General features: G+C 43.3%; 18 protein-coding genes and 1 riboswitch. Of the genes, 2 read left to right on the plus strand and 16 right to left on the minus strand.

The genetic code is table 11. The features are described 5' to 3' along the window. Positions 1 to 2: 2 nt before the first annotated feature. From glmM to FTT76_RS05030, 5 genes are all read right to left on the minus strand, one after another. Positions 3 to 1,334, minus strand: a complete 1,332-nt coding sequence (gene glmM, locus FTT76_RS05010; protein WP_180190121.1) for a phosphoglucosamine mutase — start codon at positions 1,332 to 1,334, stop codon at positions 3 to 5. A gap of 118 nt (positions 1,335 to 1,452) precedes the next feature. Continuing rightward, positions 1,453 to 2,919 carry an IMP dehydrogenase gene (guaB, locus tag FTT76_RS05015; protein ID WP_078190562.1) on the minus strand — a complete coding sequence of 489 codons (1,467 nt, stop codon included), beginning with the start codon at positions 2,917 to 2,919 and terminating at the stop codon, positions 1,453 to 1,455. Positions 2,920 to 3,138: 219 nt separating this feature from the next. Further along, entirely contained in the window at positions 3,139 to 3,504 is a 366-nt protein-coding gene (locus FTT76_RS05020) for a YkgJ family cysteine cluster protein (RefSeq protein WP_168379406.1), read from the minus strand. A 99-nt stretch (positions 3,505 to 3,603) separates the two neighbouring features. Then, positions 3,604 to 4,401 carry an MBL fold metallo-hydrolase gene (locus FTT76_RS05025; RefSeq protein ID WP_180190122.1) on the minus strand — a complete coding sequence of 266 codons (798 nt, stop codon included), beginning with the start codon at positions 4,399 to 4,401 and terminating at the stop codon, positions 3,604 to 3,606. Positions 4,402 to 4,595: 194 nt separating this feature from the next. Next, positions 4,596 to 5,174, minus strand: a complete 579-nt coding sequence (locus FTT76_RS05030) for a TMEM165/GDT1 family protein (RefSeq protein ID WP_078190565.1) — start codon at positions 5,172 to 5,174, stop codon at positions 4,596 to 4,598. Between the two features lie 74 nt (positions 5,175 to 5,248). Further along, a riboswitch (yybP-ykoY riboswitch) is annotated at positions 5,249 to 5,391 on the minus strand. Positions 5,392 to 5,449: 58 nt separating this feature from the next. Here FTT76_RS05030 and FTT76_RS05035 point away from each other — a divergent pair. Continuing rightward, positions 5,450 to 6,157 carry a methyltransferase type 11 gene (locus FTT76_RS05035; RefSeq protein WP_180025894.1) on the plus strand — a complete coding sequence of 236 codons (708 nt, stop codon included), beginning with the start codon at positions 5,450 to 5,452 and terminating at the stop codon, positions 6,155 to 6,157. A gap of 48 nt (positions 6,158 to 6,205) precedes the next feature. On the opposite strand, the gene FTT76_RS05040 is transcribed toward FTT76_RS05035, so the two are convergent. The 3 genes from FTT76_RS05040 to FTT76_RS05050 form a co-directional block, all read right to left on the minus strand. Further along, positions 6,206 to 8,188 carry a 2-oxo acid dehydrogenase subunit E2 gene (locus FTT76_RS05040; RefSeq protein WP_180190123.1) on the minus strand — a complete coding sequence of 661 codons (1,983 nt, stop codon included), beginning with the start codon at positions 8,186 to 8,188 and terminating at the stop codon, positions 6,206 to 6,208. 2 nt (positions 8,189 to 8,190) lie between these two features. After that, a complete protein-coding gene (gene aceE, locus FTT76_RS05045; RefSeq protein WP_180024620.1) occupies positions 8,191 to 10,893 on the minus strand; it encodes a pyruvate dehydrogenase (acetyl-transferring), homodimeric type in 2,703 nt (900 codons plus the stop codon). 282 nt (positions 10,894 to 11,175) lie between these two features. Further along, entirely contained in the window at positions 11,176 to 11,871 is a 696-nt protein-coding gene (locus FTT76_RS05050) for a M23 family metallopeptidase (protein WP_180049738.1), read from the minus strand. A 106-nt stretch (positions 11,872 to 11,977) separates the two neighbouring features. Between FTT76_RS05050 and FTT76_RS05055 the strand changes: the two genes are divergently transcribed. Next, positions 11,978 to 12,418: a DciA family protein gene (locus FTT76_RS05055; RefSeq protein WP_168379402.1), complete on the plus strand. Its 441-nt coding sequence runs from the start codon at positions 11,978 to 11,980 to the stop codon at positions 12,416 to 12,418. 97 nt (positions 12,419 to 12,515) lie between these two features. Here FTT76_RS05055 and lpxC read toward each other — a convergent pair whose 3' ends face one another. The 8 genes from lpxC to gshB form a co-directional block, all read right to left on the minus strand. Beyond that, positions 12,516 to 13,418: a UDP-3-O-acyl-N-acetylglucosamine deacetylase gene (gene lpxC, locus FTT76_RS05060; RefSeq protein WP_168379401.1), complete on the minus strand. Its 903-nt coding sequence runs from the start codon at positions 13,416 to 13,418 to the stop codon at positions 12,516 to 12,518. 125 nt (positions 13,419 to 13,543) lie between these two features. After that, positions 13,544 to 14,734, minus strand: coding sequence for a cell division protein FtsZ (gene ftsZ, locus FTT76_RS05065; protein WP_168379400.1), 1,191 nt, complete (start codon positions 14,732 to 14,734; stop codon positions 13,544 to 13,546). Positions 14,735 to 14,893: 159 nt separating this feature from the next. After that, positions 14,894 to 16,156 (minus strand): cell division protein FtsA, encoded by a 1,263-nt coding sequence (gene ftsA / locus FTT76_RS05070; protein WP_111884462.1) that lies wholly within the window; start codon positions 16,154 to 16,156, stop codon positions 14,894 to 14,896. 68 nt (positions 16,157 to 16,224) lie between these two features. Further along, a complete protein-coding gene (locus FTT76_RS05075) occupies positions 16,225 to 17,079 on the minus strand; it encodes a cell division protein FtsQ/DivIB (protein ID WP_078190574.1) in 855 nt (284 codons plus the stop codon). Positions 17,080 to 17,081: 2 nt separating this feature from the next. Then, entirely contained in the window at positions 17,082 to 18,011 is a 930-nt protein-coding gene (locus FTT76_RS05080; RefSeq protein WP_078193219.1) for a D-alanine--D-alanine ligase, read from the minus strand. Positions 18,012 to 18,070: 59 nt separating this feature from the next. Beyond that, a complete protein-coding gene (murC, locus tag FTT76_RS05085; protein WP_078190576.1) occupies positions 18,071 to 19,519 on the minus strand; it encodes a UDP-N-acetylmuramate--L-alanine ligase in 1,449 nt (482 codons plus the stop codon). Positions 19,520 to 19,533: 14 nt separating this feature from the next. Further along, positions 19,534 to 20,631, minus strand: coding sequence for an undecaprenyldiphospho-muramoylpentapeptide beta-N-acetylglucosaminyltransferase (gene murG, locus FTT76_RS05090; protein ID WP_180049736.1), 1,098 nt, complete (start codon positions 20,629 to 20,631; stop codon positions 19,534 to 19,536). Positions 20,632 to 20,933: 302 nt separating this feature from the next. Further along, entirely contained in the window at positions 20,934 to 21,878 is a 945-nt protein-coding gene (gshB, locus tag FTT76_RS05095; RefSeq protein WP_180190124.1) for a glutathione synthase, read from the minus strand. Positions 21,879 to 22,126 lie beyond the last annotated feature (248 nt).

Below are 22,126 nucleotides of genomic sequence, written 5' to 3' on the forward strand. Positions count from 1 at the left end.
ATTTAAGCTGCATTGGCGCGAACAGCATCAGCCAAATGATTTGCCAAAGCGGTGACTTCTTCAAGGTCATTACCTTCAACCATGACACGAATGACCGGTTCTGTGCCTGATTTACGAATCAAGATGCGACCACGCCCTTTAAGCTGAGCTTCAGCTTTTTCAAACTCGTTCACCAGTGCAGGTACGGCGTAGGGATCAAACATCTCAGCCAAGCGAACATTTACCAGAACGTTTGGTAATAATTCAAAACCTTCCACCAATTCATGTAAGGCTTTACCTTGTTCAACCATCACCGTTAACACCTGAAGTGAAGCAATGATCGCATCACCTGTGGTGCTCTTGTCCAAAGTCAGAATATGACCTGATGGCTCACCGCCCGTTACCCAGCCCTTTTCTTCTAGGCCTTGTAAAACATAGCGGTCACCAACTTTGGCACGAAGCAACGGCACTTTGGCTTGATCTAAAGCAATTTCAAGCGCCATATTGCTCATCACGGTACCCACGATACCCGCAGGCTTTTGACTCGCTTGAGTGGCTAAAATATAGAGAATATGGTCACCGGTAATTTGCTGACCATTTTTATCGACCATAATCACACGGTCAGCATCACCATCAAAGGCAATCCCTAAATCCGCCTGATGTTCAACAACTGCTTTTTGTAAAAACTCAGGATGCGTCGAACCACAGTCTTTATTGATGTTCAAACCATCCGGTTCGTTAAACAGCGCAATCACTTTTGCACCCAGTTCACGATATACCGAAGGACCGACGCTATAGGCTGCACCATTGGCACAGTCCACCACAATTTTTAAGCCTGTCAGGTCAAAATGGTACGGGAAGGTTGATTTACAAAACTCGATATAACGACCATTGGCATCCTTCACACGCACACTTTTACCTAAGTTTGCTGGGTCTTCGATCACCAAGTCATTTTCAAGTTCTTTGTTAATGGCTTCTTGAATTTCATCCGGCAATTTTTTACCTTCGCTCGAGAAGAACTTAATGCCATTATCAAAATACGGATTATGCGACGCCGAGATCACGATGCCTAAGCTGGCATGTAATGCACGGGTTAAATGGGCAATTGCGGGTGTAGGTAATGGACCCAACAAGTGAACATAAACACCTGCTGCGTTTAAACCGGCTTGTAATGCTGACTCTAAAATATAGCCCGATAATCGGGTATCTTTACCTAGTACAACGATGGGCTTTGCTTTTTTACTGTATTGTTTTAATACTTTACCTGCGGCAAATCCTAGTTTTAATGCAAATTCAGGGGTAATAGGCAATTCACCGAATTTGCCACGAATGCCATCTGTACCAAAATAACTCATGTTGTACTCACTTCTTAATGGTGATCTTAATCATCACTTTTTACTGTAAATACTTTACACCAAAAACAAAAAGGCCGTCATATTAATGACGGCCTTTTCGGCTAAAAGCTACTAAATATCAACCAACACGGTAGTTTGGTGCTTCTTTAGTAATAGTCACGTCATGTACGTGAGATTCAGACATACCTGCCGCAGTAATTTTGACAAACTGTGCATTTTTACGTAAGTCATCGATCACCGCAGAACCGGTATAACCCATAGATGAACGTAAACCACCCATCATTTGATGAACGATGTTACCCATTGGGCCTTTGTACGGTACGCGACCTTCAATACCTTCTGGTACAAGTTTTTCAGCACCGGCTTTTGAGTCTTGGAAATAACGGTCAGCAGAACCTGTTGCACCTGCCATCGCACCCAATGAACCCATACCACGATAAGCTTTGTAGTAACGACCTTGGAAGAATTCAACTTCGCCTGGTGCTTCTTCAGTACCCGCCATCAATGAACCTACCATGATGGTACTCGCACCTGCACCAATCGCTTTTGCCATATCACCAGAGAAACGGATACCACCGTCTGCGATCAATGGAATTTGGTCTTTCAGTGCATTGGCAACGCTGTCAATCGCAGAGATTTGCGGCATACCAATACCAGCAACGATACGTGTAGTACAGATTGAACCTGGGCCAATACCCACTTTCACTGCATCTGCGCCAGCATCTAATAATGCAAGAGCTGCATCACCAGTCGCGATGTTACCGCCAATCACTTGAACTTGTGGATAGTTGGCTTTAACCCAACGTACACGTTCAATTACACCTGCAGAGTGACCATGTGCAGTATCAACAACAATCGCATCAACACCCGCTTCTACCAATGCTTCTACACGGCTTGGTGTTTCTGCACCTGTACCAACTGCAGCACCAACGCGTAAACGACCTAAGTCATCTTTGCAGCTGTTTGGATAGTTTTCAGCTTTACGGAAATCAGTAACCGTGATTAAACCTTTCAGTTCGTTGTTGTCATTTACAACAAGGACTTTTTCAATACGGTGTTTTTGAAGTAATGCTTGGATATTTTCTTTTGATTCGTTTTCACGAACAGTCACCAAACGATCATGACCTGTCATGATGTTACTAACAGGTTGCTCAAGATTGGTTTCAAAACGAGTGTCACGACCAGTAACAATACCCACCACTTGACCGTCTTTCACCACTGGTACACCGCTGATGTTATTTGCTTGAGTTAAAGCAATCAGCTCACGTACAGTCGTTTCTGGTGTAACGGTAATTGGGTCTTTCACCATACCTGCTTCAAATTTTTTCACGCGGCGAACTTCTGCAGCTTGTGCAGCAATATCCATGTTTTTATGCAGGATACCGATACCACCGTTTTGCGCCATTGCAATTGCCATACGTGATTCAGTCACAGTATCCATCGCAGCAGAAACAAGTGGAATATTCAAATTGATGCCACGTGTGAAACGTGTCTTAAGAGAGACATCTTTTGGGAGAACAGTAGAATAGGCAGGGAGTAATAAGACATCATCAAAGGTTAGGGCTTCTTGAACGATGGTCAACATAACAGTCTCGCTGGTAATTTCCGTGAGCCATTATATACAAATTTCCGTTCAATTTTCATTTTAATTGCGGCAATTCTTTACAGAGTTTTCAATATTAACCATCGAATATGCTGTTTTCAGCAAGAATACACTGAGGGTTAGTCAGCAACTTGTTCAATACAGGCAGAATCCGAAGACTCTACCGCTTAATTTCAATAAATTTATTCTGGAACTAAAGCCTTAACTGACTTGATCGAAATCTTCATCATTTTCAGCGTCATGCAGTGGAATACTGATCAATGGAATCATTTGATGCGCGATGCGTGCTTTATTACATTGCTCATCAGCTATCTGCACACTTTTACATGTGGAACTCCGAGCCTCGTACACCCTACAACTCACTGCTTGCCCAATTTTCCCACCCAAAGCGATACAACGAGACTGTGTTTGATTGGTGCCCGCCATACATGAATACACGGCATTAACCGGCTCAGTATAATGTTCGGGCATATTCAGCCCTTCTGCCCAATAAAAAGAAACGCGATAGTGGGCACAACATGCTCCACAGGTTAAACATGCATCCTGAGTCGGTATTTGAGACAACATTTTTATCTATTCTCGTCATCTAAAAGCTTATTTTATGGACGAAAAATACTAAAAAATGTTATCTGCAAACTCAATTATTTTTTCTGAATTTTCAAGTCATTATACTGGGCAAGTAAAGACTGTTTCATCCATTAAATCGACACCACACTGCAAGGTTTCGATCCAATCTAAGAATTGGTTGATCTGTTCTTTACCAATAAATGGCGTGCCGTGCTGCGGTACGATCATTTCCACATCCATCGTCCGTACCATGTTGACCCACAGACGGATCACTTTGTTCGAACACATGTAGCGCTGATGGAAGCCTTTCATTTTAGGAATATGAGCGGCAAAATTTTCTAAAGGTTTAGAGGCATCATCCACCATAGATGCGCCCATATCCCCTGAGAATAAAATTTTGGCAATCGGGTCATAAAATTGGAAGTTACCAACCGAATGTAGGAAATGTGCAGGAACAGCCATCAAATGACTGTTGCCTAATGGAATCACCTGACCATGATCTGGCAGTTCGATCAGACGATCCAACCAGTTGCCTTTCATCCGGTCACTCATAAATGCAGAGTTTAAATGCGGTAAGAAACGCGCCCACAGCTTAGATGCCACCACTTTGGCGTCGGTATAAACCAACCAACGCGGCATCGAGGTAATAATGTCTGGGTCCTGATGCGAGGCCATCACATAGTCAAGATTGGTCAAACGGGTATATTTATTCAGTTCCATAGTCAGTGGGACATAGGTCAAGTCACCACCCGGATCGAGCACCGCTGCGCGCTCATTATCCAAAATCAGGAACTGGTTCGCCTGTACGCCCTCGCCTTTTACCAAGCTGGTAAAGCTAATACATTTATGCTTTCCATCATCATAAAGTACCTGTGATGTTGTGCGTTCGAAAGCCATTCCCATTCCCCAAATTTTTTATCAAAAAAAATATATTCTATAGGTGAATAACATATATTTATTTAGGGAAACTTACAATAAATATTAAGTCAATATTATCTGAAATATCAGTGAATTGGGTCTCATTTATTGGCAAAGAATCCTGAGTTTTTAACTCAGGATTTCATGTATTTTTAATATGGTGAGATCATTATTTAAAATAAATAGTGTTGTGCCAACGCAGCCAAACCAATCACCAAGAATACCAAGGCGCCAATTTTATGAATCAGTGAAATCGGTAGTTTTTCAGCTAGTTTGTTGCCAATAAATACCGCAGGCGCATTAACCAACATGATGCCTAATGTCGTCCCCAATGTCACCCAGCCAATACTGTCAAATCGTGCTGCCAGTGCAACTGTAGCAATTTGGGTTTTATCTCCAATTTCAGCCAAGAAGAACAAAACGAAAGTGGCGCCGAAAACCCCATATTTTTGCCACTTATTGATACTTTCAGATTCATCATCCAATTGATCGGGGATCAACATCCACACCGCCATAGCAATAAAGCCCAGAGAAACGATCCACAATAAAACGGTTGGACTTAAAACAGTGGTAATCCATTGACCCAACACAGCAGAAACCCCGTGGTTGACCACAGTCGCGAGGAAAATTGCAATTAAGATCGGAACGGGTTTACGAAAACGTGCAGCAAGCAGTAAGGCAAGTAATTGTGTTTTATCACCCATTTCTGACAGGGCAACAACAGCAAGGGAAATGAAGAAAGCGGTTAACATGGTGCATTTCTCTGGCTAGCAATAACATATACCGATGACTTATCCCTCCTGCTAGCCAATGTGCAGAGTGATAAATCAAAGGTCTTGCCAACAAAAGAAAGCTACGAAGAGCTCATTTGGTTCTTTGCTATGATGACCATGCTCGTTTTAGAGCAAATATGTTGACCATCACCTTCTTACTTTGCGTAAAAAGCGGCTACTCCCCAATGAAGTAATGCTATTCTAGCGAGGAATGCATGTTTTCGCAATTTTAATTTTCGATGACTCAATTTGATATGCAAAACAATAATCAAAAATTTCAAGAATTTATTCAACACTATATGCATGTGCAGGATGTATTAATCATTGCAGGTGGTCCATCTCAGCTCAATTTCGACTTAACCACCATTCAGCCCTCAAAAAAACTGCTGATCATTTGCTGTAATCAAAGTTTTCTTCAACTTCCTCAGGCTCAAATTGCTCATCATTCAGACTATGCATGGTGGTTACAGTATCAGCCCATGCTCAAAGCATCCTTTCGAGGTGACATCATTAGCGGATGTGGTTTAGGTCACAACCGTCCATATCCTGAACATGAAGTGATTAACTTTAAAACCGTGCGTATCGATACGCAAGCGGAGTTATTTCATTCACCGTACTTTGTTTATGGTAATAATTGCGGCCTTCAAGCCTATTCACTCGCACATCTCTTTCAACCGCAGCGTATTTGGCTGATGGGCTATGACTTTCAGCACCAACACGGTCAAACACATGCATATCAGCATCAACATGTGCAAGAACTTGAGCATTATGAAAAGTTTTGGGGCTTATTTTTAAAAGACTTTCAACGCTTTGAACATTTACGACATAAGCTTTGGTCGACGGCGCAGCCACATCGTACGCTTCCACTCACCTATAACCTCAACGCAAACTCGGCATTAAAGCTCTACCCTTCACCCATTGAACTTCCTGATTGGCTTTGTCAGTCCACCACCACGCCATAAAAAAACCCTGCCAAAGCAGGGTTCATTTTGAAACTTAAACAGGTCAGATTAGATCAATAAAGTTCGGATATCTTTGAGCAGCTTCGTCAGTTTATTGGCAAAACGTGCAGCGTCCGCTCCATTAATCACACGGTGATCGTATGACAATGACAGCGGCAGCATCAAACGTGGATCAAAGCTTTCACCATTCCATACTGGCTGCATGGTTGCAGGTGAAATACCCAAAATCGCCACCTGTGGCCAGTTGACCAACGGTGTAAATGCCGTGCCACCAATTGAACCCAAACTGGTAATGGTAAAATTCGCACCTTGTAGATCTTTTGGCGATAGTTTTTTGTCACGTGCTTTTTGACTCAGCTCACCCAGCTCAATTGCAATCTGCTTAATCGATTTTTGATCTGGATTACGCAGTACAGGCACGGTCAAACCATCAGGCGTGGCAACGGCAATCCCCATGTGGATTTCATTGCGTAGCAATACTGACTTGCCATCATCAGACAAATGACCTGCAAATTCACGCTCTTCTTTCAACAAATAAGCCACTGCTTTGATGATGAAAGCCATAATGGTTAAGCCAATACCTTCTTTCTTAAAGTTAGCTTTTAAATCATTACGCCAAGCTTCAAGATCGGTAATATCCGCAGCATCGAATTGCGTCACTTGCGGGATAAAATTGTTTAAAGACAATTGCGGAATCGACACTTGTTGTAAACGTGTCAAAACTTTCTCTTCCACACCACCAAAAGCATCAAAGCTTGGCAATTTCGGCAAGCCTGAAACCTGTGCCACAGCTTGAGCTGCAGGTGCAACTTGCGGAGTGGTCAAACGGGTTTTCACATAAGCGAATAAATCTTCTTTCATTAAACGCTCATGCGGGCCAGATGCTTTGACTTCTGCCAAAACCACACCCAATTCACGTGCAAGCTTACGAACGGCCGGTCCTGCATACACTTTGGCATTGGCAGCATTTTGCTCTTTGGTGAGTTTATCTGCGCCTTGTGATTGTGGAGCTGCTTCAACTTTGCTTTCAGCTTTAGGTGCAACTGTCGCAGGCTGTGCTACAGCTGGTGCAGGTTTCGCTGCTTGTGCGGGTGCTGCAACAGCTTGACCTTCGGCTTCTATCGTCACTAAAGCGACGCCTTCAGAGACACTTTGCCCTAACTGGACATGAATCGCGGTGATTTTACCAGCGGTAGAGCTTGGCACTTCTACCGTTGCTTTGTCTGATTCCACCACGATGATGCTTTGGTCTTTTTCAACCACATCACCCACAGCGACTAAAATTTCAGCCACTGCTGCTTTATCAACACCTAAGTCAGGCACTGCAATATCAACAGGTCCAGACGCCGCAGCCGTAGACGGCGCTGGTGTTGCTTCTGCAACAACAGGTGCAGCAACAGGCTGTGCAGTTTCTTGCACAGCAGCCGATTCAACCGCAGCAGATGAAGCCGCCGTTTTCACCGTTAAAATCACTACACCTTCTTTCACTACATCGCCAGCACTGATTGTGATCGATTCAACACGGCCTGATACAGTACTTGGGACTTCGACTGTCGCTTTGTCTGATTCCACCACGATAATACTTTGATCGACATCAATCTCATCACCAACAGAGACCAAAATCTCACTTACCGTAGCTTTTTCTACGCCAATATCAGGAACTTGCACATCGATGCTTTGCGACTGAGGAGCATTGGCTGCAACAGATGCTGCTGCAGTTTGTTCTGCTTCCACAACCGGAGTTGGTTCTGCTGCTTGGTCTTCCGTTGCATTTTGTACTGGCTCAGCTGTAGCAGCACTTTGACCTTCTTCTTCTAACTCGATCAGCACAGCACCTTCAGCAACACTGTCACCTAGATTGACTGCAATGCTTTTCACCACGCCTGCCGAAGTGCTTGGCACTTCAACAGAGGCTTTATCAGACTCTAACAACACAATGCTGTCGTCGACGCTAATGCTGTCGCCGACTTTCACTAAAATCTCAGCGACCGTTGCTTTATCTACACCAATATCAGGAGTCGTAATTTGCATGATTAGTTCTCCTCTTTGTAGTCAGCCACAGCATGCAGTTCCGGCGTTTCCTGCGGAGCCCATGCCACTGGACGGTCAGTATCTAGTTCAAAGCTTGAGATAGCATCTTTGACTAAACGCGCATCAACTTCGCCTTCATCCGCGAGTTTTTTCAATGTTGCTACCACAATATGTGCGGCATCGACACCAAAGTAGCTACGTAAGTTGCCACGTGTATCTGAACGACCATAACCATCTGTACCTAATGCAACGAACGGACGATTGTCTGGAAGATAAGCACGGATTTGTTCGCTATAAGCACGCATGTGATCGGTTGCCGATACCACAATACCGTCTTTTTCACGAAGTAATTGAGAGATCCAAGCTTCTTTCGTATCTTCAGCCAATGGATGTAGGCGGTTGTATTCTTCACACGCCATACCATCACGAGCTAATTCGTTAAAGCTAGTGACGCTCCACACGTTTGAATGAATTTGATATTCATCACGAAGGATTTTCGCCGCTTTAATCACTTCACGCAGAATCACACCTGAACCCATCAACTGAACCGTTGCTTTCTCATCTTCTTCGAAGAGATACATACCACGTTTAATGCCTTCTTCAGCACCTTCAGGAATAGCAGGGTGTTCGTAGTTTTCATTCATTACTGTTAAGTAATAGAACACGCGCTCTTGGTTCACGTACATGCGTTTTAAACCATCATGTACGATCACTGCCAACTCATAACCAAAACATGGGTCATAAGAAATACAGTTTGGAATCGTATTTGCCAAGATATGTGAATGACCATCTTGGTGCTGTAAACCTTCACCGTTCAGTGTTGTACGACCCGCAGTTGCACCGAGCAAGAAGCCTTGCGCCTGCGCATCACCTGCAGCCCATGCAATATCGCCAATACGCTGGAAACCGAACATCGAGTAGTACATATACATCGGAATCATTGGCAAGTTATTGGTTGAATAACTGGTTCCTAACGCAGCCCAAGCACTCATCGCACCCGCTTCGTTAATCCCTTCTTGTAACATGTGACCATCTTTAGCTTCACGGTAATGCATCAACTGTTCTTGGTCTTCAGGGGTATATTTTTGACCATGCGCAGCATAGATCCCCAACTGACGGAACATACCTTCCAAACCGAAAGTACGCGCTTCATCTGGCACAATTGGTACGACACGATCTTTAATGGCTTTTTCTTTCAATAATGATGAAATCAAACGTACCATCAACATGGTCGTCGATTGCTCTTTACCGCCACTGCCTTTGAGTACCGCATCAAACACAGACAATTCAGGAATCGCCAGCTGCTCGCTTTCTTTACGACGTGCAGGTAAATAACCACCCAATGCCTCACGACGTGCTTTCATGTATTTAATTTCAGGTGAATTTTCACTTGGACGGTAGAATGGCACTTCTTCAAGCTGTTCATCGGTAAATGGCAAGTTGAAACGGTTACGCACGTATTTCAACGACTCAAGCTGCATTTTCTTGATTTGATGCGTCTTATTGACTGCTTCAATCTCTTCCGACAAACCATAACCTTTGACTGTTTTTGCCAAGATAACTGTTGGCTGACCCGTTTCCTTCATCGCTTCGGCATAAGCCGCATACACTTTGAATGGGTCATGACCACCACGGTTCAGGTTATCAATATCTTCATCGCTTAAGTTGCGCACCAACTCTTCAGCTTCAGGATACTTACCAAAGAAATGTGCACGCGTATACGCACCGCCTTTCACTTGATAGCGTTGGAAGTCACCATCGACCGCTTCTTCCATCACCGCTTTTAAGGCACCTGAATCATCTTTTGCCAGTAGCGGATCCCAATGACGACCCCATACCACTTTAATTACCCGCCAGCCTGCACCACGGAACAATGATTCAAGTTCTTGAATAATTTTACCGTTACCACGAACTGGGCCATCTAGACGCTGTAAGTTACAGTTCACGACCCAAATTAGGTTGTCGAGCTTTTCACGACCTGCAAGTGAAATGGCACCTGTACTTTCAGGTTCATCCATTTCACCATCACCGAGGTAAGCCCAAACTTTACGGTTTTCTTCTTTGATCAGGCCACGGTTCATCAAGTACTTTTGAATGTGTGCTTGATAGATCGACATGATTGGGCCTAGACCCATCGATACGGTTGGGAACTGCCAATAATCTGGCATCAAGTACGGATGTGGGTATGACGGCAAACCTTTACCCCCCACTTCACGACGGAAATTATTTAAATGTTCTTCAGTCAAACGACCTTCTAAGAACGAACGTGCATAGATACCCGGTGCACAGTGACCTTGATAATAGATCATGTCACCGCCAAAGCTGTCGCTATTGGCACGGAAGAAGTGGTTAAAGCCCACGTCATATAAAGTTGCAGATGATGCAAAACTTGCCAAGTGACCACCTAAGTCATCACCTGTTTTATTGGCACGCAGTACCATCGCTAAGGCATTCCAGCGGATCAGCGCACGAATACGGCGCTCCATATCCGAATCACCTGGCATAGGCGGCTGTTCTTCAACTGAAATGGTATTTAAGTAAGGAGTATTTAGTCGCTGAATGGGAACGTGCTTAGCAATCGCTTGTTGATAGAGTTTTTCAAGCAAAAATGCAGCGCGGTCAGTTCCCATGTGCTGTAAAACTGAATCAAATGCGTCCTGCCATTCTTGGGTTTCTTGCGCATCTGTATCGCCATAAAACGCCATACTTCACCTATCCTATGTGCTAAATATATGGCTCTATTAGTACCATATTTTGGCTAGGCTCAGTTATCGCCACAAATGAATACGAAATAGCTCTGTTATTTATTTACTAAATACTCATTGATTAACAATTACACAAATTTACATTTTTGGGTCAATTTTCGCCATTTTTCATACAGACAATATTTTTTAAAATGATAATTTTATAGTTATTAGCGATAAATAAAAAAGCCATTGTCTGTAGAGGTTCAGACAATGGCTTCGTATATAGGATGTTATATGTGCTTATGGTAACATCGCTAAATACGTTGATGGATTTTTACGTTGACCATCTTTCACTACTTCGTAATGTAAATGTGGGCCAGTACAACGACCAGTACAACCAACGTTAGCAATATGCTCACCCGCAGCAACACGGTCGCCTACACGTGCAATTAAGCGTGATGCATGTGCATAACGTGTCAGGTAACCATTACCATGGTTAATTTCAACATATTGACCATAACCTGTGCCCCAACCTGACTTTGTTACAATGCCTGGACCCGTTGCATAAATAGGTGTGCCACTAGCCGCAGAAAGATCTAAACCTGAATGATTTTCTGCACGGCCACCCATGGTACGACCACCATAGTTTGAACTTACACGCTTCATGTCTGGAAGTGGGTGGGCAATTAACCATGAATATGGATTATTTGAACTTGCTGAATAGTTTTTAGAGGAATTGCTTGAACCGTATTTTTTTGCGATTGTCGCATTGTTGAGTTCAATTGATTTTTCACGAATTTGAACATTCAACTTCGTTTCCGCTGGAACATCAATATCATTGCTTTCAGAGTAAGCACCTTGAGACAAGGTGCGAGTTAACTGTTCAATACGATCTGATGATGAGTCTGCTTGATTTAATTCAACTAAATCTGCAAAAGCGACTGAAGCGGCCGAAGCTGCCAATGAAAACGCCAATAAAATACGTCGTAAATGCATAAAAAACCTCTATAAACTGTTCTCTTTCGTTCCTTGTGTGATTTCGTCCTTGATATCAGCCAAAAGGAGCGCATAAGATTAAGACATAAACATGTAGGAAATATGTATGTCAGAACCTGTCAACGTCTTTCAACCAACAAGAAAACACATAAAAACAGGAAACTTGTCGTTTCTCTCAACGCAAGTTGCTGTATGGCAGAAACTTACGAAAATTGTTCAACCGCTATTGCCCCAACCGGATCAATGGCAAGTTGTTTGTTATATAAATGGTGTACTTATATTAACTGGAGAAAATCAGGCACTGATTAGTCAGTTGGCCTATTTGCAAAAGCAATATATTGCACAATTATCACAAATATACGAATTCAAGGATTTGCACAAGATTCAAGTCCGTCTGAGAACTCCGTCTCCAACGCCCCATTCCCCTGAAAAAATTTCAAGAACCCTCAGTACAGAAACTCAGGATTTACTCCGTAATGCTGCTGACTTTGTGAGCGACCCTAAGCTTAGCCAAGCAATGCTGCGTTTGGCAAGCAATAAAAAGTAACCACCCAGTTGTAACAGACAAATTTGAATGCTCAGAATGTGACAGACTTAACACTTACAAATGATACAATATAACATCACTATTATAAGACAATGACTTATGTCACATTCACATAACTAATTGGGCAATCATTAATGTCATCAAATGTTACAATTTCATAGCTATCTGGATCACTTTTGACATTGCGTAATAACTGATTATTTAATGCATGACCTGACTTATAGGCATCATATTTCGCAATAATTTGATGACCAAGCAAATATAAATCACCCACAGCATCTAATATTTTGTGACGAACAAACTCATCCGAGAAGCGTAAACCCTCTTCATTGACCACACCATTTTCATCTACGCCAATGGCATTTTCGAGACTCGCCCCCAAAGCCAAATTATTGGCTTTGAGATAATCCAAATCTTTCATAAAGCCAAAAGTCCGCGCTTCACTGACTTCATAGACAAATGTTTCGGTTGAAAAGTCGATGGTTGCCGATTGAAATTCTTTCTTAAATGCAGGATGGTCAAAATCAATCGTAAAATTTAATTGGAAACCGTCATGCGGTTGAAAGGCAGCACGTTTATCATCAATCAGTGCTTCGACAGGTTTAAGTATTTTTATGAATTTTTTAGGTGCATTTTGTTCTTGTAGTTCACCTTGCATAAGCAAATAAATGAACGGGCCTGCACTCCCATCCATAATAGGCACTTCAGACGCCGACACTTCCACAATCAGGTTATCAATCCCTAAACCAGCAATCGCACTCATAATGTGCTCAATTGTGCCCACCTTGGCGTTTTCTTGCACCAAGTTAGAACACATGAATGCTTCTTGAATCAGCATAGCATCAGCTGGAATATCAATCGGTGGATTTAAGTCGATACGACGAAACACAATGCCCCCATCGGCATGATGTGGCACAAAGTTAATCATCACTTTTTGCCCACTATGCAGTCCGATGCCACTCGCTTTCACGATGCGTTTCAGGGTACGTTGTTTCAACATGTGTCTTCTATCATCAGTTCACAAAACCGCTATACGTTAGCATATTTAGCCATTGATAAAAAACAAAAAGGTAGCTGTTCAACTACCTTTTGTAATCAATAGACACCTAAGTCATTGAATTTGTTTTATTTACGTTGCTGATTTTTCAAGTAGTCTTGAATACTCATTGGCGTAGGGCGTGAATTCGATGCTGACGCCGCCGCAGCCGCCGGAGCAGCTGCTTCATTGTGCTGACGTTGAATCGCTGGTACATCATCTTCATCTACAGGTGCTTGTGCAGAAGCGACTGTACGCGTTGCTTGTGCGACAGGGCGTTTCACTGGCTCAGCAGAATCGGCAGAATTACGAGTTAAACCCGTTGCGATCACCGTTACACTAATTTCATCACGTGCATCTGGATCAAATACCGTACCGTAGAACACTTGACCTTCATCAAGATCCACAATTTGGTTCACCACATCAGTGATTTCTTCAATTTCACCGAAAGTTACGTCATCGCCACCTGTAACGTTAATCAAAATGCCTTTTGCATTCATGATGGTCACGTTATCTAACAATGGACTACGGATCGCTTGTTCAGCAGCTTGACGTGCACGGTTTTCACCACGACCAGAACCTGCACCCATCATGGCATAACCACGTGTACTCATCGCAGTTTTCAAATCGGCGAAGTCAAGGTTGATATGACCAGGACGCACCACAAGATCGAAGATACTACGTACAGCATTTAACAGTACGTCGTCTGCTTTTTTGTAAGCATCTTTCATCGAGATATCACGGAACACTTTTAGCAGGCGTTGGTTCGGAATAATAATCAGAGAATCAACATGTTGCTCAAGTGCTTCAATACCTTTCTCAGCAGACTGCTGACGACGTTTACCTTCAAAGTTAAACGGAGTCGTCACCACACCTACAGTTAAGATACCCATTTCTTTGGCAATTTCAGCAACAACTGGCGCAGCACCTGTACCTGTACCACCACCCATACCTGCAGTCACAAACACCATGTCCGTACCTTCAAGGTGTTGGCGAATCAACTCACGGCTTTCTTCAGCAGCAGTTTGACCCACTTGTGGATTTGCACCTGCACCCAAACCACGCGTACTTTGCTCGCCGAGTTGGATTTTAAATTGTGCATTCATGCGGTCGAGTGCCTGTTTGTCTGTATTGGCACAAACAAATTTTACACCTTCGATATCTGATTCCAACATATGTTGCACAGCGTTACCGCCAGCACCACCTACACCGAATACTGTGAAACGGGCTTGACCGTTGCTGTCGCTTTGATCATCTTCTAAAAATTCAAATGAGGCCATGCCTAAAAAATTCCTAATCCATAATTGGCAGACACTTCAGCCCGTATACTGCCTTGATCTTAATAAAAATTGTTTTTTAGAATGCTGTCCAAGTTCCAGCTTGTCAAGTACAAGCAATAATCCGTACAACTTCCCAACAATATTCCCAAATATTTCAACTTAAAAGATCGACTTCAAGGTGTCATTGAAGCCCGACCATGCACGTTTTACCCGATTCAATACTGAAAGTTTTTCCGTATCTTCTGGCTCAACGATCGTATCTTGTGTTTCACTTTGACTGAAAATTAACAGACCTGCGGCAGTCGCGTATTGTGAACGACGTAAAGCGGCTTGCTGTTGATCATCAGCATACACTTGCATAGGTGGATTACCTAAATGTGCAGAAACACCTAACATCCGACGCGCAAATGTCACCATCCCTTCAATTTGGCAGGCATCACCTGTGAGTACAACACCATGGTATAAACCATGAATCGCACCATGATCCACCAACTCATTACGCACTTGATTAAAGATTTCTTCATAGCGCGCAATAATGATTTCGGTCAGTTCAATACGGCTAATGGTTTGTGGACCATCAATCCCTTGGAACTGAATCATACTTTCAGGTTTAACCACTTTCAGGTCGACACAACCATACAACAGCTTAATGCGTTCCGCTTCTTCTGTTGTGGTTTGCAATACAGCAGCAATATCACGTGTTACATGCTCACCGCCACGTTGCAAGGTATGTGTCATCGCCAAGCGACCATCTAAATACACCGCGATATTGGTCGTACCTGCACCAATATCGACCAAGCACACACCATATTCTTTTTCATCTTTAAGCAAACTGGCTTCAGCTGTTGCTAATGATGAAATGACCATGCGTTCAACACCAATATTGGCGCCTTTTAATGCACGATCCAAATTCTGCATGGTGCTGATGGGCAACATCATCAAATGATAATGCCCTGTCATACTCCGTGCTGACATGCGAATCGGGTTTAATACCCACTCAGGTTCATCATCTAGTTCAAAACCTAAAGGTACAGCACTCACCAAATAGTGGTCAGACGTTAAATGACTGGCTTTGGCCAGTTCTAATGCACGCACCACTTCATTGGTGGTAATCGCATGGTCATTATTTTCAATTGGAGTGCGACCAGAGGCATAAAAACTTTTTAGTTCAGCACTTGGAATGGAAATCCACGCAGAATGTACACGACATTCCGCCATATCTTCCGCTTCCTGCACTGCATTTTTAATTGCGGTAACAACTTTATCGAGACTGACAATTTTCCCTTTATTCATGCCGCGGTTACGAGCGGTCGCCATCCCTACCACTTGGATATTGTCTGGCGCGTGTACCTTACCAATCAAAACTGAAACTTTGTGTGTCCCAATGTCAATCGCAACAACCGAGGGAACAGCTTCATTCATTATTTACTACTACCATTCACATGTTTGTTTAATTTATGGCTTAAAGCCTCTACTTATAAAGCCGATCATTATGGCTTTACAGGCGCTGCATTCGCAATGCCTATGTCATCACTGGTTACAACAAACTGACCATTTACCGACTTTGCTGGCACAGAGTTTTTCCATTGAATCGCTAAACCATTTCGGTAGCGCAAATCGATGGCAGAAATTCGTGGCCAAACAGGTTTTAAGTCACTGTGTGCGAGATAACTTAAACGCTGCAACTTACTCATGGTCTGATCCTGATCGACAATCACACGTAAGCCTGAATCAAACTGCATAAACCAAGTCATTCGTTCTGTTAAATATAATTCTTTTAAACGAATGCCAACAGGAATAAATAATTGATTAATTTCATTATAGCGACGCATCATCATTTTGGACTGACTCGTCGGCCCATGCAATAACGGCAAATTCTGATGATTGGTCGGAGTTAATTCGGCAAATACATCACCACTGTCGCTTAACAGTCGCCCAGTTCCCCATCGTGCAATCGCTTGACGCGGCATCACCCGTACACGAATTGCATTTGGCCAAGCACGCGATACCACCACGCGATCGACCCAAGAGATTTCTAAAGTACGGTCACGAATGACACGTAAATCAGAGGTAAAATAATTTTGAGTCATCATCGGTGAAACGTATGACATCACTTGTTGTTTTTCTTGGGCGCTCCGCACACCCACCACATCAAGTTCAGCCACACGTGCATCCGTCATGACTTTATATAGCCCCCAAATTCCGGCAATCAAGACCACACATGCAATAAACAACAACAGCCATCCACCCACATTGGTAAGCTTTTCCTTACGTGTCGGTGGTTTGTCATGTATCGATGTCGTTGCTGCACGTTTACGGCGCATAGACGCAGGAAGTTGAGCCATAATTAGTGTGCCGCACCTGTTAGGGTTTGTTCCAAAATCGCGACACAAAGATCATCAAAACTATAACCTACGGCATTGGCCGCTTTTGGCACTAGAGAATGACTGGTCATACCCGGAACAGTATTTACCTCAAGTAACCAGAAGTTTCCTTCGGCATCCTGCATCGCGTCAATACGACCCCAACCACTCGCACCTACCGCTTGGAAAGCGCGTAAAGATAAAGCTTGTAGACGCTTTTCTTCATCTTCAGTCAAGCCACATGGAATACCATATTGCACATCGTTACGGTTATATTTCGCTTCGTAATCGTAAAAAGCCACATCTGCAGGCGGTTCTAAACGAATCACAGGTAATGCCTGACCATTTAAAATCACAATGGTAAATTCACGTCCGGTAATCCATTTTTCAGCCATCACAACTGCATCATGCTGGGTCGCTTTTGCAATTGCGGTTGCAAAGTCTTCAATTTTTTCAACTTTGCTCATACCAATGCTTGAGCCTTCATGCACCGGCTTAATGATAAATGGCAAACCAATTGAATCTACAATTTCTTGTAAATCTGAATCTTTGCTGACAATACGATAAGGTGCTGTCGGTAGTTCTGAACCTTGCCAAACTTGTTTAGTTTTGACTTTATCCATACCAATCGCTGAGCCTTGAACGCCCGTTCCAGTGTACGGAATGTTTAACCATTCCAAAGTACCCTGAATTTGACCATCTTCACCACCACGGCCATGAAGTACGATAAATGCACGGTCATAAGCCACCAACTCAGTCACACTGCGTTGCTGCGGATCAAATGCTTCGGCATTTACACCCGAACGCACCAATGCTTCAAGTACAGCTTTACCACTATCGAGAGAAACCTCACGTTCGGCAGATTTCCCACCTAATAACACGGCAACTTTGCCGAATTTTGAAGCATTTGACACGTTTATATCCTTAAACTTTTATCTACGGTCTAAACAAACTTTGGATCACCCAGCGGTGATCATTTTACATAGAGATTGTTTTGAGCAAGTTCGATTGAGATTGCTCCAACATTACCTGCGCCCTGTGTTAATAACAAGTCATTTGCTTGTAACACTTTTTTCATTACTGCTTGTAAGTTGCCTTCTACTGGATCGATGAGAATCGGCTCAACCTCACCACGGAGACGAATGCTTCGAGCCAACGCACGACTATCCGCACCGACAATTGGTTTTTCACCTGCAGGATAAACTTCTAATAACAACAGTTGATCGACTTGAGACAAGACATCGACGAAGTCATCAAAACAGTCACGCGTACGGCTAAAACGATGTGGCTGGAACATCATCACCAAACGACGATCTGGATGACTTGCACGTGCTGCTTTAATGGTCGCTTCCACTTCTTTTGGATGGTGACCATAGTCATCGACCAATTTCACCAAGCCATCTTCAACTTCAAATTCGCCTTGTACTTGGAAACGGCGACCTACGCCACTGAAGCTTTCTAAGGCACGCGCAATCGCAGCATCAGAAACGCCTTCATCCGTTGCAATACCAATTGCTGCCAAGGCATTTAAGATGTTATGAAGACCCGGCAAGTTAATGGTTAAACGTAACGGCTCACGGTCTTTACGCAAAACGGTAAAGTGTGATTGCATGCCTTCTTGAGCCACATCAACAGCACGAATGTCGTTGTCTTCATTGAAACCATAAGTCACGACAGGACGACCAATACGCGGCATAATTTCACGGATGTTGGCATCATCACCACACATCACAGCTAAACCGTAAAATGGAAGACGCTGTAAGAATTGTACGAAGGTATCTTTCAATACATCGAAACTACCGCCATAAGTATCCATATGGTCAGCATCGATATTGGTGACAATCGTTGCCATTGGCTGTAAGTGTAGGAATGACGCATCCGACTCGTCCGCTTCAGCCACGATATAACGGCTTGCACCCAATGCAGCATTTACACCGGTACGATTTAACAAACCACCAATGACATAAGTTGGATCCAGATTTTCTTCTGCCAACATGCAGGTCACAAGACTGGTTGTCGTGGTTTTACCATGCGTCCCCGCAACGGCAATACCATGACGGTAACGCATTAATTCACCCAACATTTCTGCACGACGCACGACAGGTGTACGGGTTTCAATCGCCGCTTTCACTTCTGGGTTTTCAGAATCAATAGCTGTTGATACCACGATTACATTGGCACCTTGAATATTTTCAGCAGCATGACCAATGAAAACTTGAATGCCATTTTCTTCAAGCTGAGCCGTGGTTTTCGACGCTTTAATATCTGAACCTGAAACTTTATAGCCTTGGTTTTTCAATACTTCGGCAATACCACACATGCCCGCACCACCAATCCCAATAAAATGGATGTGTTTAATACGGCGCATTTCTGGCACTTTAATGAGCTTTTTCGCTTGATCGGCAGGCGTTGATGGAGACATAGATTACTCGAATTTTACAAATCTTGAATTAAACCAACCACGTGCTGTGTCGCATCGGGTTGTGCCTGTTGTCGAGCCTTAACCGCCATTTCCATAAGTCGTTGGCGATTCATCAGCGGCTTCAACAACGCTGTTAAACTTTCTGCGGTCATATCCGCTTGTGGGCAAATTTTTGCAGCATTGATATTGGCCAAGAACCCTGCATTTGCAGTTTGATGGTCATCCACTGCACTTGGCAGAGGAACAAACACGGCTGCTACACCCGCTGTCGCAATTTCAGTGACGGTTAGTGCACCAGCACGACAGATAATCAAATCCGCTGCAGAATAGGCTGCTGCCATATCTTCAATAAACGGCTGAACTTCAACTTGTATATGTTCAGGTGCGTTTGCATAACGAGCCAATGTGCTTTCAGCATTATTTTGACCACACTGATGATATACACTGAGGGGCTGTTCTAATTGCTGCAAAGCAGCCGGCACACATTCATTTAAGGCACGTGCGCCCAGTGAGCCACCTACAATTAAAACCCGTAATGGCAACCCAGCTTTTTCACGCTCTTGGTAACGCCATGACGGATTTAAAATTTCTGTAATTTCCTTCCGTACAGGATTGCCTGTGGTCACGATTTTATCTTGAGCTGGAAAAGTATTTGGAAATGCCTGACACACCGTTTTCGCCACACGCGATAATTGCGTATTGGTAAACCCAGCCACAGCATTTTGTTCATGGATAATGACTGGTATGCCCAATGCACGAGCTGCCAAGCCACCTGGCCCAGCCACGTAACCCCCAAAGCCTGCAACTGCATCAACTTTGAGTTGTTTCATATAACGCATGGCACTCAAAGTAGCTTTGAGAATTTTAAACGGTGCCATCAGCTTACGCACGACTCCATTGCCGCGTACGCCTTGGATATCAATTTGATAAATTGGAATATTATGATTTTTAAGCAGGCGATTTTCCATGCCTGTTGGCGTTGCGAGCCAAGAAACTTCACAGCCTTGTTGTTGCAACTCTTTGGCAACAGCGAGCGCTGGAAAGACGTGACCACCGGTTCCGGCAGCCATCATCATGACATGTTTCGGCTTTACTTGCGTTACTTCGGTCACTGTCTAATTCTTCAATTCTAAAAAGAGGCTAATGATATTCGATTTTAAGCAAACAATTGTAATCACAAACGCATGACCGTGAAAGGTAATTTACTTTTTTTCAACAGGCGTATGATTGTTTTTTTCTACTATTTTAAAAGTTTAAACTAGTTTTATTATTAATCTATGAGAATTGAAAAAAAATCAGACAATTTTTCACTTTAATTGCATTCACTTACATTTTTTTGCTTTTTAAGCTCCCCTCCCCTGAGGGCAGGACAAAAAAAGAGCCCGTGGAGGACTCTTTTAAATCTAGTGCAAAATTAAGCTTTTAAACCTGCCTCAAGGACATCAAATAAATCATCGGCAATCGAGGTGCCAAATTGCGCATCAATTTCACGTACGCAGGTTGGACTGGTGACATTAATTTCAGTCACGTAATTACCAATCACATCCAGACCAACAAACACTAACCCTTTTTCACGAAGGAATGGCCCGACTTTGGCTGCAATGGCTTTATCATTTTCGGTCAATGGACGCGCCTCGCCCAAGCCACCTGCCGCCAAATTGCCACGCACTTCACCATTTTGCGGAATACGCGCCAAACAATACGGTACGGGCTCGCCATTGATCATCAAGATGCGCTTGTCGCCATCCACAATTTCGGGGATATAACGCTGCGCCATAATCGGCTGTGTGCCGTTGTTAGTCAGGATTTCAATGGTTGAACCAATGTTTACGCCATCTTGGTATAAACGGAAAATGCCCATACCACCCATGCCATCTAATGGTTTCACGATCACATCGCCATGTTCTTGTAAAAATTCACGAATCAGACTTTGCTGCGAGGTCACCAAGGTCGGTACTTGAAGTTCAGGGAATTGCGTCGCAAACAATTTTTCATTGCAGTCACGTAGGCTTTGTGGCTTGTTAATAATCCATGCGCCTTCGCGTTCAGCCTGTTCCAAAATATAGGTGGTGTAGACAAAGTTCATATCAAACGGCGGATCTTTACGCATCAAAACCACGTCATAAGCTGCAATTGATTCTTTTTGTTTTTCGCCGAGTTCGTAATAGTGGTTGTAGTCTTCAAAAACTTTTAGCGGTGAAATCAAACCAAAGGCTTTGCCTTGATCGATATATAAATCTTGCTGTAATGCATAGCCTAGCTCATGTCCACGACGTGCTGCTGCCCATAACATCGTCATTGAGGTATCTTTTTTTAGGTTTACATTTTCGATGGGATCCATCACAACAAGTACACGCATCTGGAACGCTCATATAAATTTGATTGCTGAAAAGTATAACGGAGATTAGTGCTGATGTTTTCTGATTTTTTGTGATGCTTATCTTTAAATCAGGCGTGGATAAGTGACTTATTTAAAGACTATATAACCCGAATCGCGGATAAGAAATTGACTTGAAAAATATGAGGACTAGAGCCATCAGTTGAGTTACCACACAAAACTCACAACTCTATCCTCATGTTTAATAGTACCGAATTATTTTGCGTAAT

Origin of the sequence: Acinetobacter sp. YH01009 (assembly GCF_013420765.1) — a bacterium.
Lineage (GTDB): Bacteria > Pseudomonadota > Gammaproteobacteria > Pseudomonadales > Moraxellaceae > Acinetobacter > Acinetobacter amyesii.